Annotated in this window: 15 protein-coding genes; 8 read left to right on the forward strand and 7 right to left on the reverse strand. The window is 74.4% G+C overall.

Going from position 1 to position 17913, the window contains the following annotated elements; genetic code table 11:
• Positions 1–183: 183 nt before the first annotated feature.
• Together ACFC0B_RS29910 and ACFC0B_RS29915 are read left to right on the forward strand one after the other, a co-directional pair.
• Complete coding sequence (locus ACFC0B_RS29910; protein WP_376092611.1) at positions 184–1521, forward strand: sensor domain-containing protein; 1338 nt, start codon at positions 184–186, stop codon at positions 1519–1521.
• 77 nt (positions 1522–1598) lie between these two features.
• Positions 1599–2243 (forward strand): response regulator, encoded by a 645-nt coding sequence (locus ACFC0B_RS29915; protein ID WP_376092935.1) that lies wholly within the window; start codon positions 1599–1601, stop codon positions 2241–2243.
• A 6-nt stretch (positions 2244–2249) separates the two neighbouring features.
• Here ACFC0B_RS29915 and ACFC0B_RS29920 read toward each other — a convergent pair whose 3' ends face one another.
• Complete coding sequence (locus tag ACFC0B_RS29920) at positions 2250–3068, reverse strand: hypothetical protein (RefSeq protein ID WP_376092614.1); 819 nt, start codon at positions 3066–3068, stop codon at positions 2250–2252.
• 325 nt (positions 3069–3393) lie between these two features.
• Here ACFC0B_RS29920 and ACFC0B_RS29925 point away from each other — a divergent pair, with 325 nt between their 5' ends.
• On the forward strand, positions 3394–4830 hold the full coding sequence (locus ACFC0B_RS29925) for an aminopeptidase P family protein (RefSeq protein WP_376092617.1): 1437 nt from the start codon (positions 3394–3396) through the stop codon (positions 4828–4830).
• 91 nt (positions 4831–4921) lie between these two features.
• On the opposite strand, the gene ACFC0B_RS29930 is transcribed toward ACFC0B_RS29925, so the two are convergent.
• A complete protein-coding gene (locus ACFC0B_RS29930) occupies positions 4922–5605 on the reverse strand; it encodes a 2-phosphosulfolactate phosphatase (RefSeq protein ID WP_376092620.1) in 684 nt (227 codons plus the stop codon).
• Between the two features lie 191 nt (positions 5606–5796).
• Complete coding sequence (locus tag ACFC0B_RS29935; RefSeq protein WP_376092623.1) at positions 5797–6165, reverse strand: PRC-barrel domain-containing protein; 369 nt, start codon at positions 6163–6165, stop codon at positions 5797–5799.
• Positions 6166–6364: 199 nt separating this feature from the next.
• On the opposite strand from ACFC0B_RS29935, the gene ACFC0B_RS29940 reads away from it, so the two are divergent.
• The 3 genes from ACFC0B_RS29940 to ACFC0B_RS29950 all read left to right on the forward strand — a co-directional run bounded on the left by ACFC0B_RS29940 (position 6365) and on the right by ACFC0B_RS29950 (position 9303).
• Entirely contained in the window at positions 6365–7630 is a 1266-nt protein-coding gene (locus ACFC0B_RS29940; RefSeq protein ID WP_376092626.1) for a mechanosensitive ion channel family protein, read from the forward strand.
• On the forward strand, positions 7623–8408 hold the full coding sequence (locus ACFC0B_RS29945) for a VOC family protein (protein ID WP_376092629.1): 786 nt from the start codon (positions 7623–7625) through the stop codon (positions 8406–8408). The genes ACFC0B_RS29940 and ACFC0B_RS29945 overlap by 8 nt, the downstream gene beginning before the upstream one ends.
• 247 nt (positions 8409–8655) lie before the next feature.
• Entirely contained in the window at positions 8656–9303 is a 648-nt protein-coding gene (locus ACFC0B_RS29950) for a hypothetical protein (RefSeq protein ID WP_376092938.1), read from the forward strand.
• A 27-nt stretch (positions 9304–9330) separates the two neighbouring features.
• Here the strand turns inward: ACFC0B_RS29950 and ACFC0B_RS29955 are convergent, their stop codons facing one another.
• Positions 9331–11622, reverse strand: coding sequence for an MMPL family transporter (locus ACFC0B_RS29955; protein WP_376092632.1), 2292 nt, complete (start codon positions 11620–11622; stop codon positions 9331–9333).
• A 167-nt stretch (positions 11623–11789) separates the two neighbouring features.
• The gene (gene abc-f / locus ACFC0B_RS29960) at positions 11790–13424 is read right to left on the reverse strand and encodes a ribosomal protection-like ABC-F family protein (RefSeq protein ID WP_376092635.1); all 1635 of its coding nucleotides are present in this window, start codon (positions 13422–13424) and stop codon (positions 11790–11792) included.
• A gap of 463 nt (positions 13425–13887) precedes the next feature.
• On the opposite strand from abc-f, the gene ACFC0B_RS29965 reads away from it, so the two are divergent.
• The gene (locus ACFC0B_RS29965) at positions 13888–15201 is read left to right on the forward strand and encodes a cytochrome P450 (protein WP_376092638.1); all 1314 of its coding nucleotides are present in this window, start codon (positions 13888–13890) and stop codon (positions 15199–15201) included.
• Between the two features lie 60 nt (positions 15202–15261).
• Here ACFC0B_RS29965 and ACFC0B_RS29970 read toward each other — a convergent pair whose 3' ends face one another.
• Both ACFC0B_RS29970 and ACFC0B_RS29975 read right to left on the reverse strand, forming a co-directional pair.
• Entirely contained in the window at positions 15262–16026 is a 765-nt protein-coding gene (locus tag ACFC0B_RS29970; protein ID WP_376092641.1) for a glucose 1-dehydrogenase, read from the reverse strand.
• Between the two features lie 11 nt (positions 16027–16037).
• Positions 16038–16664, reverse strand: a complete 627-nt coding sequence (locus tag ACFC0B_RS29975) for a TetR/AcrR family transcriptional regulator (RefSeq protein WP_376092644.1) — start codon at positions 16662–16664, stop codon at positions 16038–16040.
• A gap of 110 nt (positions 16665–16774) precedes the next feature.
• On the opposite strand from ACFC0B_RS29975, the gene ACFC0B_RS29980 reads away from it, so the two are divergent.
• Positions 16775–17830 (forward strand): hypothetical protein, encoded by a 1056-nt coding sequence (locus ACFC0B_RS29980; protein ID WP_376092647.1) that lies wholly within the window; start codon positions 16775–16777, stop codon positions 17828–17830.
• The last annotated feature ends 83 nt before the right edge of the window (positions 17831–17913 follow it).

The raw sequence follows: 17913 nt of genomic DNA on the forward strand, positions 1-17913 counted from the left end.
GCCGGGGAACGGCGGAACGGGCCTGACGTTCCCGAGCCGACGTCCGTCCCGCCGGTGGCGTGTCCTCGGGCCCGCCGACCGGCGGGTCCGGGCGCCGCGCGATGCGGCACACCGCGGCCGGCGGGATCCCGAACAGCGGCGCGAGCCGCAGAGCTTGGGCCGGCGCGCCACTATGCTGGGGGAATGGTCGAGTCGTTGCCCTTCGCGATCGCGGGCCGGTGGCGGCTGGGCGCCGGGTTCATCGTGCGGGTCGGACGTCGTGCGCTCGTGGAATCGCTCTATCTCCTCACCGCTCCGCTGAGCGCCGTCGCCGGCCTGCTCCTGGTGGTCGGCAGTCTGTGCGTCGCCACGGCCGGTTCGTTGCTGCCGAGCGGATCGCCCGTCGCGGCCCGGGCGCTGGCGCTGGCCCGGTGGCCCGGCGACGTCGAGTGGTGGCGGATCGGCAAGGTGCCGTCCCGGGCCGGCGGGGCACCGGGCGCCGGCTGGCGGCCGAGGTCGAAGGGGACGGCCGACGCCGCCGACCCCGGGCTGTGGCTCGACCTGGCGCACGCGGTGATGGTGCTCCCCGTCGTCCTGGTCACCTCGGCGGTGACGGCGCTGTGGTGGTTCACGGGCGTCGCCACCGCCACGTACCCCCTGCGCAACCAGGCCGCGCCCGGATCGCTGCGGCCCATGACCCTGTACGCGGGCAGCGACCAGTCCCACATCGCCGTGAGCCTGGGGCTGACGGCGCCGACCGAGCGGCTCGTCTTCGCGGTCACGCTGGCCGTGCTGCTGCTGTCCACCCTGCCGCTGGTGACCCGGGTCTGCGTCGCGGCCCAGGCCGGTCTCGGCAGGGCGCTGCTGTCCAACATGTCCGCGTTGCACCGCAGGATCAGCGGACTGGAGCAGGAGCGCGACACCGCCCGCGCGCAGGCCGTCGCGGCGGTGACGGCCGAGGCCGCCGCCCTGCGCCGGCTCGAACGCGACATCCACGACGGCCCCCAGCAGCAGTTGGTCCGGCTGGCGATGGAACTGGGCCGCGCGCAGCACCACTTCGACCGCGATCCGGAGCTCGTCCGGACCGCGCTCGCCGACGCGGTCGCCCAGACCCAGCAGGCGCTGGACGAGCTGCGGGCCCTGTCGCGGGGCATCGCGCCGCCGATCCTCACCGACCGGGGGCTCCGGGAGGCGCTCGCCGCCCTGGGCGCGCGCTGCGTCGTCCCCGTCGAGCTGGACGCCGGTCCCCTCGGCCGCAGGCTGGAGGCCGCCGTCGAGACGGCCGCGTACTTCGTGGTCGCCGAGGCGCTGACGAACGTGGCCAAGCACAGCCACGCCCGCCGGTGCACGGTCGGAGTGCGCCACGCCGCCGGAGTGCTGCGGGTGTGGGTCACGGACGACGGGGTGGGCGGAGCCGCCCTGGCCAAGGGACACGGACTGCAGGGGCTGGCCGACCGGGTCCGGGCGGTCGGCGGCCGCCTGCGGGTCAGCAGTCCCGAGGACGGTCCGACCACGATCACCGCGGAGCTGCCATGTCCCTGATGCCGGACCGGACGACGTCCGAAGCGCCGTCCGAAGCGCCGTCGGGGGCACCGGCGCCCCCCACGCCCCGGAGGCCGCTGCGGATCGTGGTCGCCGATGACGCCGTGCTGCTGCGCGAGGGCCTGGTCCGCCTGCTCGCCGAGGACGGGCACGACGTGGTGGCGGCGGTGGGTGACGGCCCGGCCCTGGTCGAGGCGGTGCGCGAGCACCGCCCGGACGTGTCGGTCGTCGACGTGCGGATGCCGCCGACGCATACGGACGAGGGCCTGCGGGCGGCGGTCACCGCCCGCGGCGAGGTGCCCGGCTCCCCGATGCTGGTGCTCAGCCAGTACGTGGAGGCGTCGTACGCGGCCGACCTGCTCGCCGACGGTTCCGGCGCGGTGGGCTATCTGCTGAAGGACCGGGTCGCCCGGGTCGAGGAGTTCCTGGACGCCCTCGACCGGGTCGCCCGTGGCGCGACGGTGCTCGACCCGCAGGTCGTCGCCCAGTTGCTGGCCGGACAGCGACGCGGCGACCCGCTGGGCGTGCTGACCGCGCGTGAGCGGCAACTGCTGGGGCTGATGGCCGAGGGGCACTCCAACTCGGCCATCGCCCGGCGGCTGGTGCTCTCCGGCAGCGGGGTGGAGAAGCACATCGGCAACGTCTTCGCGAAGCTCGGCCTGCCACCCGACGACGCCCAGCACCGCCGGGTGCTCGCGGTCCTCGCCTACCTCAACTCCTGACCCCCGTCACCATCCGCCCCTGAAGAAGGCGAGCAGGGCCGGCGCCGGGTCGGCCGCGGTGGACGCGTTCGCCGCGGCGAGGACGACGAAGCCCAGGGACAACACGGCCCACAGGAGGCCGAACGACCTGAGCACGCGCCTGGCCCGCCGGTCGGACGCCGCCGTCCTGGCGCTCCGCCTCCACGCCACCACGCTCAGGCCGACGAGGGCGACCGCCACCACCGGGGCGGCCACGGCTATCACCAGGTGGTACAGGGAGAAGTCGCCGACCAGCGCCTCGACGGCGGGCGGCGTGCGGTCACCGGCCTGCGGATAGTCGGCCAGCTGCCGCCTGACCTGGTCGAGCGTGTCGGCGAGCGCTCCGTGCGGCGGGTGCGTCGGCAGCATCGACAGCAGTGAGGAGAGCGGTGCCATCGCCCCCTGGACGTTGGCCATGACCGCCGCCGCCGAGGCCAGCCCGAGCGCGGTGACGGCGATCCCGGCTGTCGCGAGAGCCGCCGTGCGTCCCGCCCCGAGCCCCGCCCCGCGTTCGTGCGCCTGCCCGAAGGCCTTCCACAGCCGAACGCCGAGCGCGATCAGCACGGCCAGCAGGGCTGCGGCGATCGAGGCCTTGACCACGTGGTAGCCGAGCCAGTAGTCGACGACCCGCTCCAGGTCCGGGGAGAGGTCCCGGTCACCGGAGCTCCAGTAGCCGACGAACGAGGTGGAGAAACTGTCGATCAGGTGGCGCTGGTCGCCGAAACCGCCACCGGACATGCGCGCCGCCAACGGGCCGGGGGCGAGGACGAAGGCCGGGACGAGGCCCGCGGCAAGACCGGCGAGCACAGCGGGTACGCGAGCCGGGGCAGCCGCGGACCGGGACCGCCCGTGCGTCCCGGTGGGTCGTGAGCTTGTTCTCATGTGGACGACCATGCCGCGCCGGCGCCCACCCGGTCACTGCGGCCCGCCCCGCACCCGGGGTGTGGCCTGCCCCACCCCGCACGGGTGGCGGGCCCTGCCCTCCCCGTGCCACCGTGCGTCCCCTCACCAGAACGGTTCGGTCCCTTTTCTTCGGACCGTGTTCGATATACGGTACAAAACGCTTGTTACGTACCCGGCAGATCGGCGCGACGACGCGCCGCATCTCCCCACCCTCCCTGGAGCGTCCGCAGTGACCGAGCCGACCGAGCCCATCAAGTACCGGAAGAACGGACTCACCCGCGGGGTGACCGAGGAACTCGCCGAGAACATGAAGCAGGGCTGGGCCGACACCGAGCGCCACGGCCTGGAGCCGATAGCGCAGGCCCCGTACGCCGAGCGCCGCCGCGCCGCGCTGTCCGCCGCCTTCCCGGGCGAGCTGCTGGTGGTCCCGGCCGGCAACCCGAAGGTGCGGTCCAACGACGCCGACTACCCGTTCCGCCCGTCCTCCGACTACGCCTACCTGACCGGTGACCACAGCCAGGACGGCGTGCTGGTGCTGGAGCCCACGGGGGAGAGCGGCCACCGGGCCGTGGTCTACCTGCGCGGCCGTTCCCGGATCGACAACGGCGAGTTCTGGCTGGACGGTCACGGCGAGCTGTGGGACGGCCGCCGCGACAGCCCGGCCGAGGCCGAGCAGCTGCTCGGCCTGGCCTGCCGGGACGTGCGCACCGTCCACGCCGACCTGGCCGCGGCCACCGGTCCGGTCCGGGTGCTGCGCGGCCACGACGCCGGCGTGGAGAAGGCCCTGCGGGACAAGGTCACGGCCGAGCGGGACACGGAGTTCGAAGCCCTCCTGTCCGGCCTGCGCCTGGTCAAGGACGAGTGGGAGATCGCCGAGCTGCGCTTCGCCTGCGCGGCGACCGCCCGCGGCTTCGAGGACGTGGTGCGCGTCCTCGCCGACGACGCCGAGACGTCCGAGCGGCTGATCGAGGGCACCTTCTTCCTCCGGGCCCGGATCGAGGGCAACGACGTCGGCTACAGCACCATCGCCGCGGCCGGCTCGCACGCCACGATCATGCACTGGGTCCGCAACACCGGCCTGGCCCGCCCGGGTGAACTGCTGCTGCTGGACGCCGGCGTGGAGACCAACCAGCTGTACACCGCCGACGTCACCCGCACCCTGCCGGTCTCCGGCCGCTTCACCGACCTCCAGCGGAAGATCTACGACGCCGTGTACGCGGCGCAGGAGGCGGGCATCGCGGCGGTGCGGCCCGGCGCGGACTTCCGCGACTTCCACCACGCCGCCCAGCGCGAGCTCGCCGAGCACCTCACCTCCTGGGGCCTGTTCGGCGACCTCACCGCCGACAAGGTCTACGAGCTGGGCCTGCACCGCCGCTTCACCCTGGCCGGCACCGGCCACATGCTGGGCCTCGACGTCCACGACTGCGCCCACTCCCGCGTCGAGGAGCACGTCGACGGCACGCTGAAGCCGGGCATGGTCCTCACGGTGGAGCCGGGCATCTACTTCCAGGAGAACGACCTGACGGTGCCGGAGGAGTACCGCGGCATCGGTGTCCGGATCGAGGACGACTTCCTGGTCACCGAGGACGGCAGCGAGAACCTCTCCGCCGACCTCCCCCGCCGCTCCGACGAGGTCGAGGCCTGGCTGGCCGGCCTGCGCGGCTGACGCCGGACGGTGGGTCATGCCCTCCCCGTGCAGGGGGGCATGGCCCACCGCGGGCCGGGACCGGTCGACGCCTGCCTCACCTTCGCCCGCCTCACCCCGCAGGCACGGCGGACGGACGCAGGATCATGAGCGAGTCCTCCGACGTCGCCACCATGGCAAAGGGGAACCGGTCGAGCTCCAGGCAGAGCGCGACGTCATCCGGATGGGACCCTTCGCGCACCCCTTCCGCCAGTTCGGCAGCGGCGCGCGATGCGCCGGCGCGACGAAGGAACCCGGCCGCGTCCGCCTCCGTCCCACCGGCCCTGCCGGCGATGTACTGAGCGCACGCCAGATCCTCCTCGGCCCGGCCGTCCTCGCCGGTGACCACGAACGTGACGCTGTCGCACCCGTTCGCCCGCAGGAGCCGAGCGGTTGCCTCCGCCACCACGAAGCCGGCGCACAACACCAACGACGCCTCCCTGACCGCGAGGGCGCCGACCGTCCCCGCGGTGGTCTTCTGCACGACGGTCCGTCCGCCGAGGTCGACGGACCGCAGCAGACCCGGCGAGTTGACCAGGTCGAAACCGGGCGCGGGCGGACCGTCCTTGAGCGCCACCCAATCCGGGTGGGCAGCCTTGAGACCCAGGGCTCCGTCGAGCGACTCCGCCAGAACGATCTTCTCCGCACCCTGGGCGAAGAGCCAGGCAGCCACGGTGAAAGCACGCATGACGTCGACCACCACCGCCACGCGCGGGGCTTCGACCAGCTCGGCCATGCCGAGGAAACGAGTGTCCATCGCGTCATGATCGCGCATGCCCGTCCCGAGGCGAAGGCAGGGTCCCTGCGGGCGGAGGGGGACGAGGATGCCCGGCCAAGAGGGCCACCGTGAGTCCGGTCGGCCCCGGGCCCTTCTGCGGGCCCGGGGCCGCTTCCCCGCCCGTCCGGCCCCCGTCCGTCCAGCCCCCGGGCCTCCGCCTCCGGGCCCGGTCAGATGATGCGGTTGCCGTAGAAGGGCGCGTAGTAGAGCGCGTAGCGGTCGCGGAAGTCGGGGCCCAGGTCGCTGTCGCTCGCGCCCATGGTGGGGCTGTTCCTGATGTCGTCCTTGGAGCGGTCGACGTAGACCTTCTGCTCGCCGATCTCGACGCGGATGACCGTGCCGGCCGGGAGGAGTACCAGCCGGCCGAAGATCCACGGACCGGTGTCGACGACCAGGTACTGCGATCCCACCTCCTCGGAGAGTTTGTCCACCGTGCCGACGGAGCCGTCGACGGCCTCCACGTGGAACCCGATGAGGTCGGTGTCGGCGGTGTGGCCGGAAGTGTCCCGGAACCGCCAGAGGTTGACGCCCTCGTTCATGTGTCCTTCTCCCTTCCGTTCGTAGGACCGGTGACGCGGCCCACCGCTGGGGCGGGCACGCGGTGGTCGGGTGCCCCGGCGCGCGCGATCCATGCCACGGCCGCGGCAGGTGTGGGCGCGGCGAACCCGGAAAGACGGGGCCGCAGACCGGGCGCTCGCGGCCCGGCGCACCCGAGGAGAGCGGAGAGGTGAGCGGGACATGGGGTGGAGTCTGGTACGGCTGGCGCTGGCGGGTCCGGCGGCGGTCCTCCTCGCGTACGGGGCGGACCGGGCGGCGCTGGCCGTGTCGCGGCGGCTCACCGCAGGCGGGCGCACCACCGGCGTTCCGCAGGTGCTGTCCCGGTGCCGCCGGCCGCTGCTGGCGCTGACGGCCTGCCTGCTGGTGCTCGGCGCGCTGCCGTGGATCGACGCGCCGCTCGCGGCCCGGGACGGCCTGCGGCACCTGGTGCTGATCGCCGCGATCGTCTGCGGCGGCCGGCTCTGCGCCCGGGTGGTGGCGCTGCTCGTGGACGGCACGGTCCGGCTCGCCGTGCACCGCCGCGACCCGGTGTGGGCCGGGCGGGCCCGGACCCAGGCCCACCTGCTGGGCCGGATCTGCCAGGCGGTGATCGGGCTGGTGACGCTGGGCGCCGTGCTGATGACCTTCCCTGCGGTGCGCGGCATCGGCACCAGCCTGCTCGCCTCGGCCGGCCTGGTCGGCGTGGTCGCGGGCGTGGCGGCGCAGAGCACCCTCGCCAACGTCTTCGCGGGCGTCCAGATGGCCTTCGGCGACCTCGCCCGGATCGGGGACGTCGTGGTGGTCGCGGGGGAGTGGGGCACGGTGGAGGAGATCACCCTCACCGCCGTGGTGATCGCCACCTGGGACCAGCGGCGGATCGTGATGCCGATGTCGTACTTCGTCGGCCGGCCGTTCGAGAACTGGTCCCGCCGCTCCAACCGGATCACCGGCACGGCGCTCCTCCACCTCGACCACCACGCCCCGGTCGGCAAGCTGCGGGAGGAGTTCGACGCCTTCCTGTCCGCCAACCCGCTGTGGGACGGCGAGGGCAGCGCCCTCCAGGTGGTCGACACCACGCCCACCACCATCGTGGTGCGGGCGCTGGCCACCGCGGCCGACGCCGACCAGGCCTACGAACTCCGCTGCCAGCTGCGCGAACACCTGATCGGCTACCTGCGCGACCACCACCCGTACGCCCTGCCGCGGGTCTCGGTGACGGACGCCCCCGGCGCCCGCCCGGACGCCGAGCGCCCGGTTTCCCAGGCCCCAGGTCCAGGCGGGCGGCCGGGACCGCCTCCACCTCGTCTCCGGGTCCGGGCCCGGCGGAGCGCTGCGCGCCCTCGCGCTGCCCGGACCGTCCGGGTGGCGGGCTCCGCCCGGGGCGGTGATGGTGAGTCCTCGGGGGGTCCACCGCACGCCCCGGGCAGCAAGGGGCGGCACCGCACGGGAGAGACCGCAGATGCCTGATGTGACCGCTGAGCACTACCCGCCCGGCACGCCGTGCTGGGTCGACCTGATGGCCCCCGACCAGCAGGCGGCCCTCGACTTCTACCGGGACCTGTTCGGCTGGCAGGGTGAGATCGGACCGCCCGAGACCGGCGGGTACGCGATGTGCACCCTGAACGGCAAGGCCGTGGCCGGGATCATGGCGGCCCAGCCGATGGGCGAGGGGGGCCCGACCCCGCCCACCGTGTGGACCACCTACCTGGCCAGCGCCGACGCGGACGCGACCCAGGCCGCGATCGCGGCGGCCGGGGGCACGGTGGTCTTCCCGGCGATGGACGTGCTGACCGTCGGCCGGATGCTGGTGGCGACGGACCCGACCGGCGCCGCCTTCGGCGTCTGGCAGCCGGTCGACTTCTACGGCGCCCAGAAGGTCAACGAGCCCGGCGCGCTGACCTGGAACGAGCTGCACACCTCGGACATCCCCGAGGCCGCCCGCTTCTACCGGGGGGCCCTGGGCCTGGACTCGGCGCCGATGGAGGGCGCGGACAACTACCACTCGTTCAGCGTCGGCGGCCGCCCGGTCGGCGGGCTGACCACCCTGGAGGGCGCCCCGCCCGGGGTGCCCTCGCACTGGCTCACCTACTTCGCGGTGGACGACACCGACAGCACGGTGGACGCGCTGGTGAAGGCGGGCGGCGGCGTGCTCGTCCCGCCCTTCGACCTCGCCACCGTGGGCCGGATGGCCGTCGTCCAGGATCCGCAGGGCGCCGTCTTCGCGGTGATCAAGGCCGCGACGTAACCCGCCCGCCGGGCCCGCGGAGGGACGGCGCCGGTCCCGGCGGGCACGGGGATCGAGCCCTGGTGCGGCCGCGCCCGGCACGGGCGGGGCGCGGCCGGCACGGGCCCGACGGGTGGTCCCGAGGCCGTAGATTGGCCCCGTGCCCACGACGGGGCAGGGGGCGGGACGGCTGGAGACACCTGTGCGGGACAGTTTTTCCGAGGGATTCCTCACCCGGCTGGCACACGACACGCATCCGGTGGACCTGATGTGTCTCTATCTGCTCCACGGCTCGGTCGAACGGATCCCCGGCCTGTTGGCCGATCCGGAGGCACTGTCGTTCCGCCACCTGAGCCGGCATGTCCGCCCGGAGGACCGCGCCGGCCACGACGACGCGGACATGTTCGCACTGAGCGTCAGGAGGAAGGTCCGCGGGCGGCTGTACGGCCTGGAGTTCAGGATCTACTTCGTCGCCGGCGAGCCGTACGCCGACGCCGTGGTTCCGTTCGGCGCCCCCGTCGGCCTGCCCCGGTTCATGCACCGCCTCCGCGGGGCCCACGGCTCGGGGGGAGCCCCGGGCGACTGGGACTTCGACGTGTACACCGACGTGCGGGACCTCCGCGAGAGCGTCGTGCTGTTCGGCAACCGGCGCGAGATCTGGTTCCAGGTCAACCGCGGCCCGGTGGTGGCCGGCCGGTCCAGGCTGGTTCACGGGAACCGGGGCCGGCTGGTGACCGGCCGCCTGCACGGCAACCGGTTCGGGGCGGGCGCCCCGCTGCACGCGGGAGGAGTGCTCTTCCCCGACCGCCTGGCCGCCGTCGCCGGTGCCTCGGCCGAGGCACGGGCGTACCGGCGGTACGTGGCCAGGCTGCGCGATCCGCTTCCCTCGCGGGTGGCCGGGTTCGGGCGTCGATGACGGTCAGCTCGGCCGCCCGGCGGGCCCCTACGCCTTCTCGCCCTCGCCCTCGGTGTCGATGTGGGGCAGGATCCGGTCGAGGAAGCGCGGGGTCCACCAGGCGGAGGCGCCGAGCAGGGTCATCACGGCGGGTACCAGCAGCAGCCGGACGATCGTGGCGTCCACCAGCACGCTGACCGCCAGGCCGAGGCCCATCATCTTGATCACGATGTTGTCGCTGACGATGAACGCGGCGAACACGCTCACCATGATCAGGGCGGCGCAGGAGATCACCCGGGCGGTGATCTCCAGGGCGTGCGCGACGGCGTCGTGCGGGCGGCCGGTGCGGATCCACGCCTCGTGGACGCGGGAGAGCAGGAAGATCTCGTAGTCCATGCTCAGCCCGAAGACGATGGCGAACATCATCATCGGCACGTAGCTCTCGATCGGGACCTTGCCGGCCACGCCCAGTGCCGGTCCGCCCCAGCCCCACTGGAAGACCGCCACCAGGACGCCGTACGAGGCCGCGATCGACAGCAGGTTGAGCACGGCGGCCTTGACGGCGACCAGCAGGCCGCGGAAGACGGCCAGGATGATCAGGAAGGCGAGCCCGACCACCACCGCGATGATCAGCGCCAGCCGGCTGGACACGATGTCCAGGAAGTCCACCTGGGCCGCGGTGCTGCCGGTCACGTAGGTCGTCGCGCCGGTGCCGGCCACGGCGTCCGGCAGCACGGTGTCGGACAGCCGGTTCACCAGGTCGGTGGTGGCGCGGTCCTGGGGCGCGGTGGTCGGGACGACGGTGTTGAACAGCACCGCGCCGTCCGGGCTGGTCTGCAGCGGGCTGACGCTCGCCGCGCCGGGCAGGCCGGTGAGGGCCTGCTGCAGCGAGGCCTGGACGGCGGGGCGGTCGCCGGCCGCCACCGCGCTCTGGTCGACGACCAGGGTGAGCGGGCCGTTGGAGCCGGGGCCGAAGGCCTCGGACATCAGGTCGAAGGCCCGCCGGTCGGTGAACTCGGTGGAGTCGGCGCCGTCGTCGATGTGGCCGAGCTGGATGGAGAACAGCGGGATCGACAGCACCCCGAGCGCGACCACCCCGGCGACCAGGTAGCGCCAGGGGCGCGCCTCGACCCGCCGGGCGTAGTGGTGCCAGACGCCGGTGGTCTCCCCGGCCCGGGCGTCGTCGGTGCCGGTGCCGGTGCCAGTGCCGCCGGTGCCGGTGCCGCCGGTCTCGACGCCGCCGCTCTCGGCGATCGGGCGGCGCACGGTGACGCGGTCCATGTGGCGGCCGATGAACCCCATCAGCGCGGGCAGCAGGGTGAGCGCCCCGAGCACCGCCGTCACCACGGTGACCCCGGCGGCGGCCCCGAGCTTGGCGATGAAGGAGATGCCGGACACCGACAGCCCGGACAGTGCGATGATCACCGTGCAGCCGGAGACCAGCACCGCGCGCCCGCTGGTGGCCACCGCCTGCCCGGCGGAGGCGACCGGGTCCACGCCGTCCATCAGGTTCTGCCGGTGCCGGGTGAGCAGGAACAGCGCGTAGTCGATGCCGACGCCGATGCCGATCATGGTCGCCAGGGTGGGCGCGACCGTCGCGAAGGTGGACAGCGCCGCGATCAGGCCCAGCACGCCGAGGCCGACCACCGCCGCGAACAGCGCGGTCAGCAGTGGCAGCCCGGCCGCGACGAGACTGCCGAACCCGACCAGCAGCACCACGATCGCCACCGCGAAGCCGATCGCCTCGCTGGACCGGTCGTCCGGCGCCGGCCGGGCCAGCTCGCCCAGCGGCCCGCCGTACTCCACCTGCACCCCGGCGTCCCGCAGCGGGGCGACGGCCGCGTCCACCCCGGTCAGGTAGTCGTCGCCGAGCAGTGTGGGGTTGGTGTCGAACCGGACGGTGATGTAGCCGGTCAGCCCGTCGGTGGACAGCGGCCCGCCGGGCGGCGCGGGCTGCCCGGGCGGCGGCAGCGGGCTCTGCGCGCCGAGCACGTGCGGCAGCGCCTGGAGCGAGGAGACGGCCTGCGCGATCTGCGGTTGGAAGCCGGTCAGCTGCTGGGCGTCGTGCAGCACCACCTGGGAGCTGGTGCCCGCGGCGGCCGGCTCGTGCGCCTGGAGGACCTCCTTGCCCTGGGCCGCCTGGGTGCCGGGCAGGGAGAAGTCGTCGGAGTAGGCGCCGCCGACCGTCTTGTTGGCGGCCTGGACGGCGGCCAGCGCCACGATCCACAGCACGATGACCATCAGCCAGTGGCGCGCGCACCACTCTCCCAGGCGGCGCAGGCCCGAGCGCCCGGTCGTCGGCCCGGTGGCCGAGGGGGAGCGGCGGATGGACGGCGGCATGGACGGCTCCCGGGGTCTCCTGCACGGCAGTGCGCCGATCCGGCGCAGCGTTCCCGGGCGGGCGCCGCCGAGCACCGCTACCGCCGGGTAGTCGCCCCGCCGGAGGACGCCCGGGGAGGGACCGGCCCGTCGGCCGCCGGCCCCTCCCCGGGCGGAGGACCCGGGCGTCAGCGCACCGGCGCGGCCGTCTCCCGCAGCTCGCCCCCGGCCAGGTGCAGCCAGCGGGTGATGCCGATCCCGCTCAGGAAGCGCTCGTCGTGGCTGACCACCACGAAGGCGCCCCGGTAGGCGTTCAGGGCGTTCTCCAACTGCCCCGCGCTGACCAGGTCCAGGTTGTTCGTCGGCTCGTCCAGCAGCAGCAGGTGCGGGGCCGGCTCCGCGCACAGCACGCAGGCCAGCGTGGCGCGCAGCCGCTCGCCGCCCGACAGCACCCCGACCGGCAGGTGGGCCCGGGCGCCGCGGAACAGGAAGCGGGCGAGCAGGTTCAGCCGCTCCGCCTCCGGCCGCTCCGGGGCGTACACGGCGAAGTTCTCCGCGACCGTGCGGTCCGGGTCGAGCAGGTCCAGGCGCTGCGAGAGGTGGGCGACGCGCCCGTCGGCCTGCCGCAGCTCGCCGCCCTCGGGTACGAGGTCGCCGGTGAGCAGCCGCAGCAGGGTGCTCTTGCCCGCGCCGTTGGGGCCGGTCAGCGCGATCCGCTCGGGGCCCCGGACGGTCAGGTCGACACCGGGCTCGGCGAACACCTCCCGCTCGCCGAGCCGTACCCGCAGGCCCTCGCCGAGGAACAGGGTGCGCCCGGCGGGCACCTGGGTGTCCGGGAGGTCCAGCACGATCCGCTGCTCCTCGCGCAGCGCGCGCCCCGCCTCGTCCAGCCGCGCCTTCGCCTCGCCGACCCGGCCGGCGTGCACCTGGCCGGCCCGGCCCGCCGCCTCCTGCGCGCCGCGCTTCATGGTCCCGGCGAAGATCTTCGGCAGGCCCGCGTTCTTCAGGTTGCGGGCGGCGTTGCTCTGCCGGCGGTCGGCCCGCTCACGGGCCAGCTGCATCTCCCGCTTCTCCCGCTTGAGCTCCTGCTCGGCGTTGCGGACGTTCTTCTCCGCGACCTCCTGCTCGGCCCGCACGGCCTCCTCGTAGGCGGTGAAGTTGCCGCCGAACAGGCGCAGTTCGCCCCGGTCGAGTTCGGCGACGCGCTCCATCCGGTCGAGCAGCGCGCGGTCGTGGCTGACCAGCAGCAGACAGCCGTGGAAGTCCTCCAGGGTGTCGTACAGCCGGTGCCGGGCGTCCAGGTCGAGGTTGTTGGTGGGCTCGTCGAGCAGCAGCACGTCGGGACGCCTGAGCAACTGGCCCGCCAGGCCCAGCGAGACGACCTGGCCGCCGCTGAGGGTGCGCAGCGTGCGGTCGAGGGTGAGCGCGCCCAGCCCGAGGCGGTCCAGCTGGGCGCGGGTGCGCTCCTCGATGTCCCAGTCGTCGCCGATGGTGGTGAAGTGCCGCTCGTCGACGTCCTCGGACTCCACCGCGTCGATGGCCCGGATCACCTCGGCGACGCCCAGCACCTCGGCGACGCTCAGCTCGGCGGTCAGCGGGAGGGTCTGCGGCAGGTACCCGAGGGTGCCGTCCACGGTGATCGACCCGGCGGTGGGCCGCAGGTCGCCGGCGATCAGCCGCAGCAGCGTGCTCTTGCCGCTGCCGTTGGGGGCGACCAGGCCGGTGCGGCCGGAGCCGACGGCGAAGGAGAGGTCCTGGAAGACGGGGGTGTCGTCGGGCCAGGAGAAGGACAGGTTGGAGCACACGACGGAAGCGCCGGACATGGGGATGACCTCACGGGGTGAAGGCTCCAGGGGCAGGGAAGGACACACCTGTCCCCTGGATGGACAAGGGGGAGAAGGGGACGACAGCCGGGCCGCGGCAGCGGTGCTTCAGCGCACCGGCGAGCGGCCTGTCGGTCCGGGTATCACCCGGAGATGTCGTCGTCCACCACCATGTCCGGTCTCCTCGACGAAGGATCAGCGTTCTCGCCACCTTAGCAGCACGGCCCGCGGTGCACGGGCCGTGCCGTTCGCGCCGAGCCCGAGCGCCTTGGTGAAGGTGCGCCCGTCGATCACGCTCGTTCCCTCCGTGGTGCGGCCGCGGAGGCCGGCCCGGGCCGCTGCCGGGGGAGAAGCGGCCGGGCGCACCGGTCGGTTGACGCCTGAAACGGCTGTTCGGGTGGTCCCGCGGAACGGTGCCATCCGCACCTGAAAGGCCCTCTCGACGCGGCGCACGCGCGGCGGCATGCTCATCCCCGGGCGCGGCCCGTGCCGCGCCGCACGCCTGCGCCGTCCGACCGAAGGAGCCCCCGTGGACCGTCTCGTGCTGGACCCGACCGGCCGTGACCGCGACGCCGAGACCGCCGAACTGCACGCCCGCGGACCGGCGACACCCGTCGACATCCTGGGGGTGAAGGCCTGGGCGGTGGCCGACCCGGACCTGCTGGAGGAGCTGCTCAAGGACCCCCGGGTGTCCAAGGACGGCCATCAGCACTGGCCCGAGCTGCCCGAGGTCGCCACCGCCTGGCCGCTGGCCCTGTGGGTGAGCGTGCGCAGCATGTTCACCGCCCACGGCGCGGACCACCGGCGGCTGCGCCGGCTGGTCGGCACCGCCTTCACGGCCCGCCGGGTCAACGAGCTCGCCGGGCGCGTCGAGGAGTTGACGGACGCCCTGCTGGACGGCCTCGCCGCCGCGCCGCCCGGCACGCCGGTCGACCTCCGCGAGCGCCTCGCCTACCCGCTGCCGATCCAGGTCATCGCTCAACTCCTCGGCCTGCCCGACGAATTGATCGACCGCTTCCGGGCCCACGTCGACGGCGCCTTCGACACCACGCTCACCCCCGAGGAGTCGGAGGCCAACGCGGTGGCCTTCTACGCGATGGTCGGCGAGCTGATCGCCGCCAAGCGCCGCGGGCCCGGCGACGACCTGACCTCCGCGCTGATAGACGCCTGCGCGGCCGAGGCCGAGCCCCGTGCCGAGGCCGGCGGCGGGGGAGGCGACGCCGGGCTGAGCGAGCAGGAACTGCTCGACACCCTGCTGCTGGTCGTCTCGGCCGGCTACGAGACCACCGTGAACCTGATCGACAACGGCATCGCCAACCTGCTCACCCACCCGGACCAGCTCGCGCTGGTGCGCGCGGGCAAGGTCTCCTGGGAGGACGTCGTCGAGGAGACGCTGCGCCGCGACGCGCCCGTCGCCCACCTGCCGCTGCGCTACGCGGTGGAGGACATCGAGCTGCCGGGCGGGGTGACCGTCCGCCGCGGCGAGGCGATCCTCGCCTCCTACGCCGCCGCCGGCCGCCACCCCTCCCGGCACCGCGACGGCGCCGCCTTCGACCTGGCCCGGGTGGACAAGGACCACCTCGCCTTCGGCCACGGCGTGCACTTCTGCCTCGGCGCCCCGCTCGGCCGCCTGGAGGGCCGCACCGCCCTGAGCAAGCTCTTCGACCGCTTCCCGGACCTCGTCCTCGCCCCGGACGCCGACCTGCGGCCCGTCGAGTCGCTGATCTCCAACGGCCACCGCACCCTCCCGGTGCTGCTCCACGGGCCGCGGGCCTGACGGTGTGCACGCGGCCGCGCCGCCCCGGGCACCCTCCGGGACGGCGCGGCCGCGCGGGGCTCACTGCCCCATGACGTACTTGACGGTCGGTCCGGTGGTCCAGCCGCCGTCCACCGCCAGCTCGGCGCCGGTGACGTAGGAGGAGTCGTCGGAGAGCAGGAACACCACGGCGGTGGCGATCTCGGGGGCCTCGCCGACACGGCCCATCGGGGTGTTGGGGTAGTTGCCCTCGCCCCGCTGGATGCCGACCGAGGCCGTCATCGGCGTGTACGTCATGCCCGGGTGCACCGAGTTGACGCGGATCCGCTCGGTGCCCAGCTCGACCGCGCCGATCTTGCTGAGGCCGCGCACGCCCCACTTGGACGCGCCGTAGCCGGCGGTCAGCGCCAGGCCCATCAGGCCGGCGGCCGAGGAGATGTTGACGATCGAGCCGCCGCCGGCCGCGCGCAGCGCCGGGACGACGGTCTTGATGCCGATGAACACCCCGGTCAGGTTGACGTCCAGGACCCTGCGGAAGTGCTCGACGCTCTCCTCCACCAGCGGGGTGCCGGTGGAGATGCCCGCGTTGTTGACCAGGCCGTGCACCGCGCCGAACTCCGCCACCGCGAAGTCCACCACGCGCTGCCAGCCCTCCTCGGAGGTCACGTCGTGCCGGACGAACCGGGCCCGCTCGCCGAGTTCGGCGGCGGTGGCCCTGCCGTCCTCCTCCAGGACGTCGGTGATCACCACGCTGCCGCCGGCCGCGACGGCCAGGCGGGCGGCCTCGGCGCCCAGGCCGCGGGCGCCTCCGGTGATGATGACGGTCTTGCCGGTCAGGTCGTTCATGACGTGCTCCTTCACAGGGCGGGGGCGGGGGCCGAGAGCATGGCGGCGGACACCGCCACCAGGTCGGCGAGGAAGGTCTCCTCGCCGGTCAGGGGTTCGGCCCCGGTGAGGTACTGCTGCGCGCGGTCGGCGAGCGCCGCGCCGATCAGGGTGAGGACCAGGTCGAGCCGCTCCAGCCGGATCGGCTCCGGCAGTGCGGAGATCCGCTCCTCGGCCAGCTCGATCAGCCGCCAGTAGCCGCCGCCCGCCAGGGTGGGGTGCGGGGTCCGGGTGCGGACGCCGCTGTTGTGGCTGATCTGCGCGGAGATCCGCAGACAGCGCCGGCCCTGGTCGGTGCGCAGCTCGGTGGCCTCGGCGGCGACCAGCGCGCCCAGCAGTGCGGGCAGGTCCGCGTCCGTGAGCGAGGCCAGGCGCGGTGCGAGGGCCCGCTCGGTGCGCTCCTGGCGGGCGGCCATGATCGCGTCGAGCAGGCCCTCGCGCGAGCCGAAGTGGTACTGCACGGCGGACGGGTTGCCCTGTCCGGCCAGCCGGACGATGTCCTTGGTCAGCGAGGCCTCCACGCCCCGGGTCGCGAAGAGTTCCTCCGCCGCCCGCAGCAGCCTCTCGCGGGTCTCGTGGCCCGCCGACGTCCTTGCCATGGGGCCAAGATTAATACTGGGCATTATTAACGTCAATGGAACCGGAGCCGGTCCCTCCGGTGGGTGCGCCGGGCGGCGGCGGGGCCCGATGGCGGGGCACACTGGCCCACGTGCGTGTTCCAGCTCCCCCGGTGAGGCGGCGGACGGTCCTGGTCGGCGGGCTCGGCGCGGTGCTCGGTGCCGCCTGCGGGTGTGCGAGCGGTGGCTCCCCGACCCCCGCGCCCGGCGCCACCGCGTCCACCCCGGCCGCCACCGTGTCCGTCGCCGCGTCCACCCCGGCCGCGCCGCAGGCCTCTGCCGCGCTGCCGACCTTCGCGCTCCCGACCGCCGCGCCCTGGCTCCCGGGCCCGGGCGAGGTCCAGCCGGACGTCAAGCTGCGCGCGGTGCAGCTGATCGAGGCGCTGGGCACCTGGGGGCGGGGTGGCCAGGGGCTGGAGGCGGCCCGGGGGCGGGTGGCGGCGCTCGGCCTGCCGCCGCAGCTCGCCGACCAGGCGGGTCCGCTGCTGCCCGCAGCCCCCGAGGCGGTGGTGGAGGTCGTCGACGCCCAGTACGGGGGCATCCTCGCGGACTCGGCGAGCGTCCTGGTGGTGTGCCGGCAGTGGTCCGCCTCCGGTGCGTCCGGCTCCACCGGCTCCACCGTCACCGCCGGTGGGACGACGGTGGACGTCCGGCTGAGCGCCGCGAGCCCCCGCTGGACGGTCACCGCGCTCCACCCCGCCGATCCGGGGCCCGCCGCGTCCGCGCTCCCCGCCCTCGCCGCCCGGGTGCTGGCGCAACCGCGGATCGTGCTGCCCCCGGCGGCCGTCGCGGACCTGCGCAGCGGCTCGGTCCGCGACAGCGTGCTGCAGGCCATGCTCACCCTGGCCGGTGCGTACTCCTTCCAGGTGAGCGTGGTCCGCTCCGGCCACCCGCTGGACGTGTTCGGGACCGACCGGCCCAGCGACCACCCGGCCGGCCGGGCCTTCGACACCTGGCAGATCGACGGCCACCCCGTGGTCGACCCGGCCACACCGCACGAGCTGGTCGACGGCTTCATGCGGGCCGCCGCCGCGGCCGGCTCGTACAACGTCGGCGGACCGCGGCAGCTGTCGGGCGGTGCGACGGCCAACCAGTTCTTCTCCGACGACACCCACCGCGACCACGTGCACGCGGGCTTCCGGAGCTGAGCGGCGGCCGAGCGCGGCCCACTCCGGCTGTCGGCACCGCCGGACGGTGGGGGCGCTTCGGTGGCGAATTCCTCCGTGCGCGC

Origin of the sequence: Kitasatospora sp. NPDC056184, from assembly GCF_042268405.1 — a bacterium.
GTDB lineage: Bacteria > Actinomycetota > Actinomycetes > Streptomycetales > Streptomycetaceae > Kitasatospora.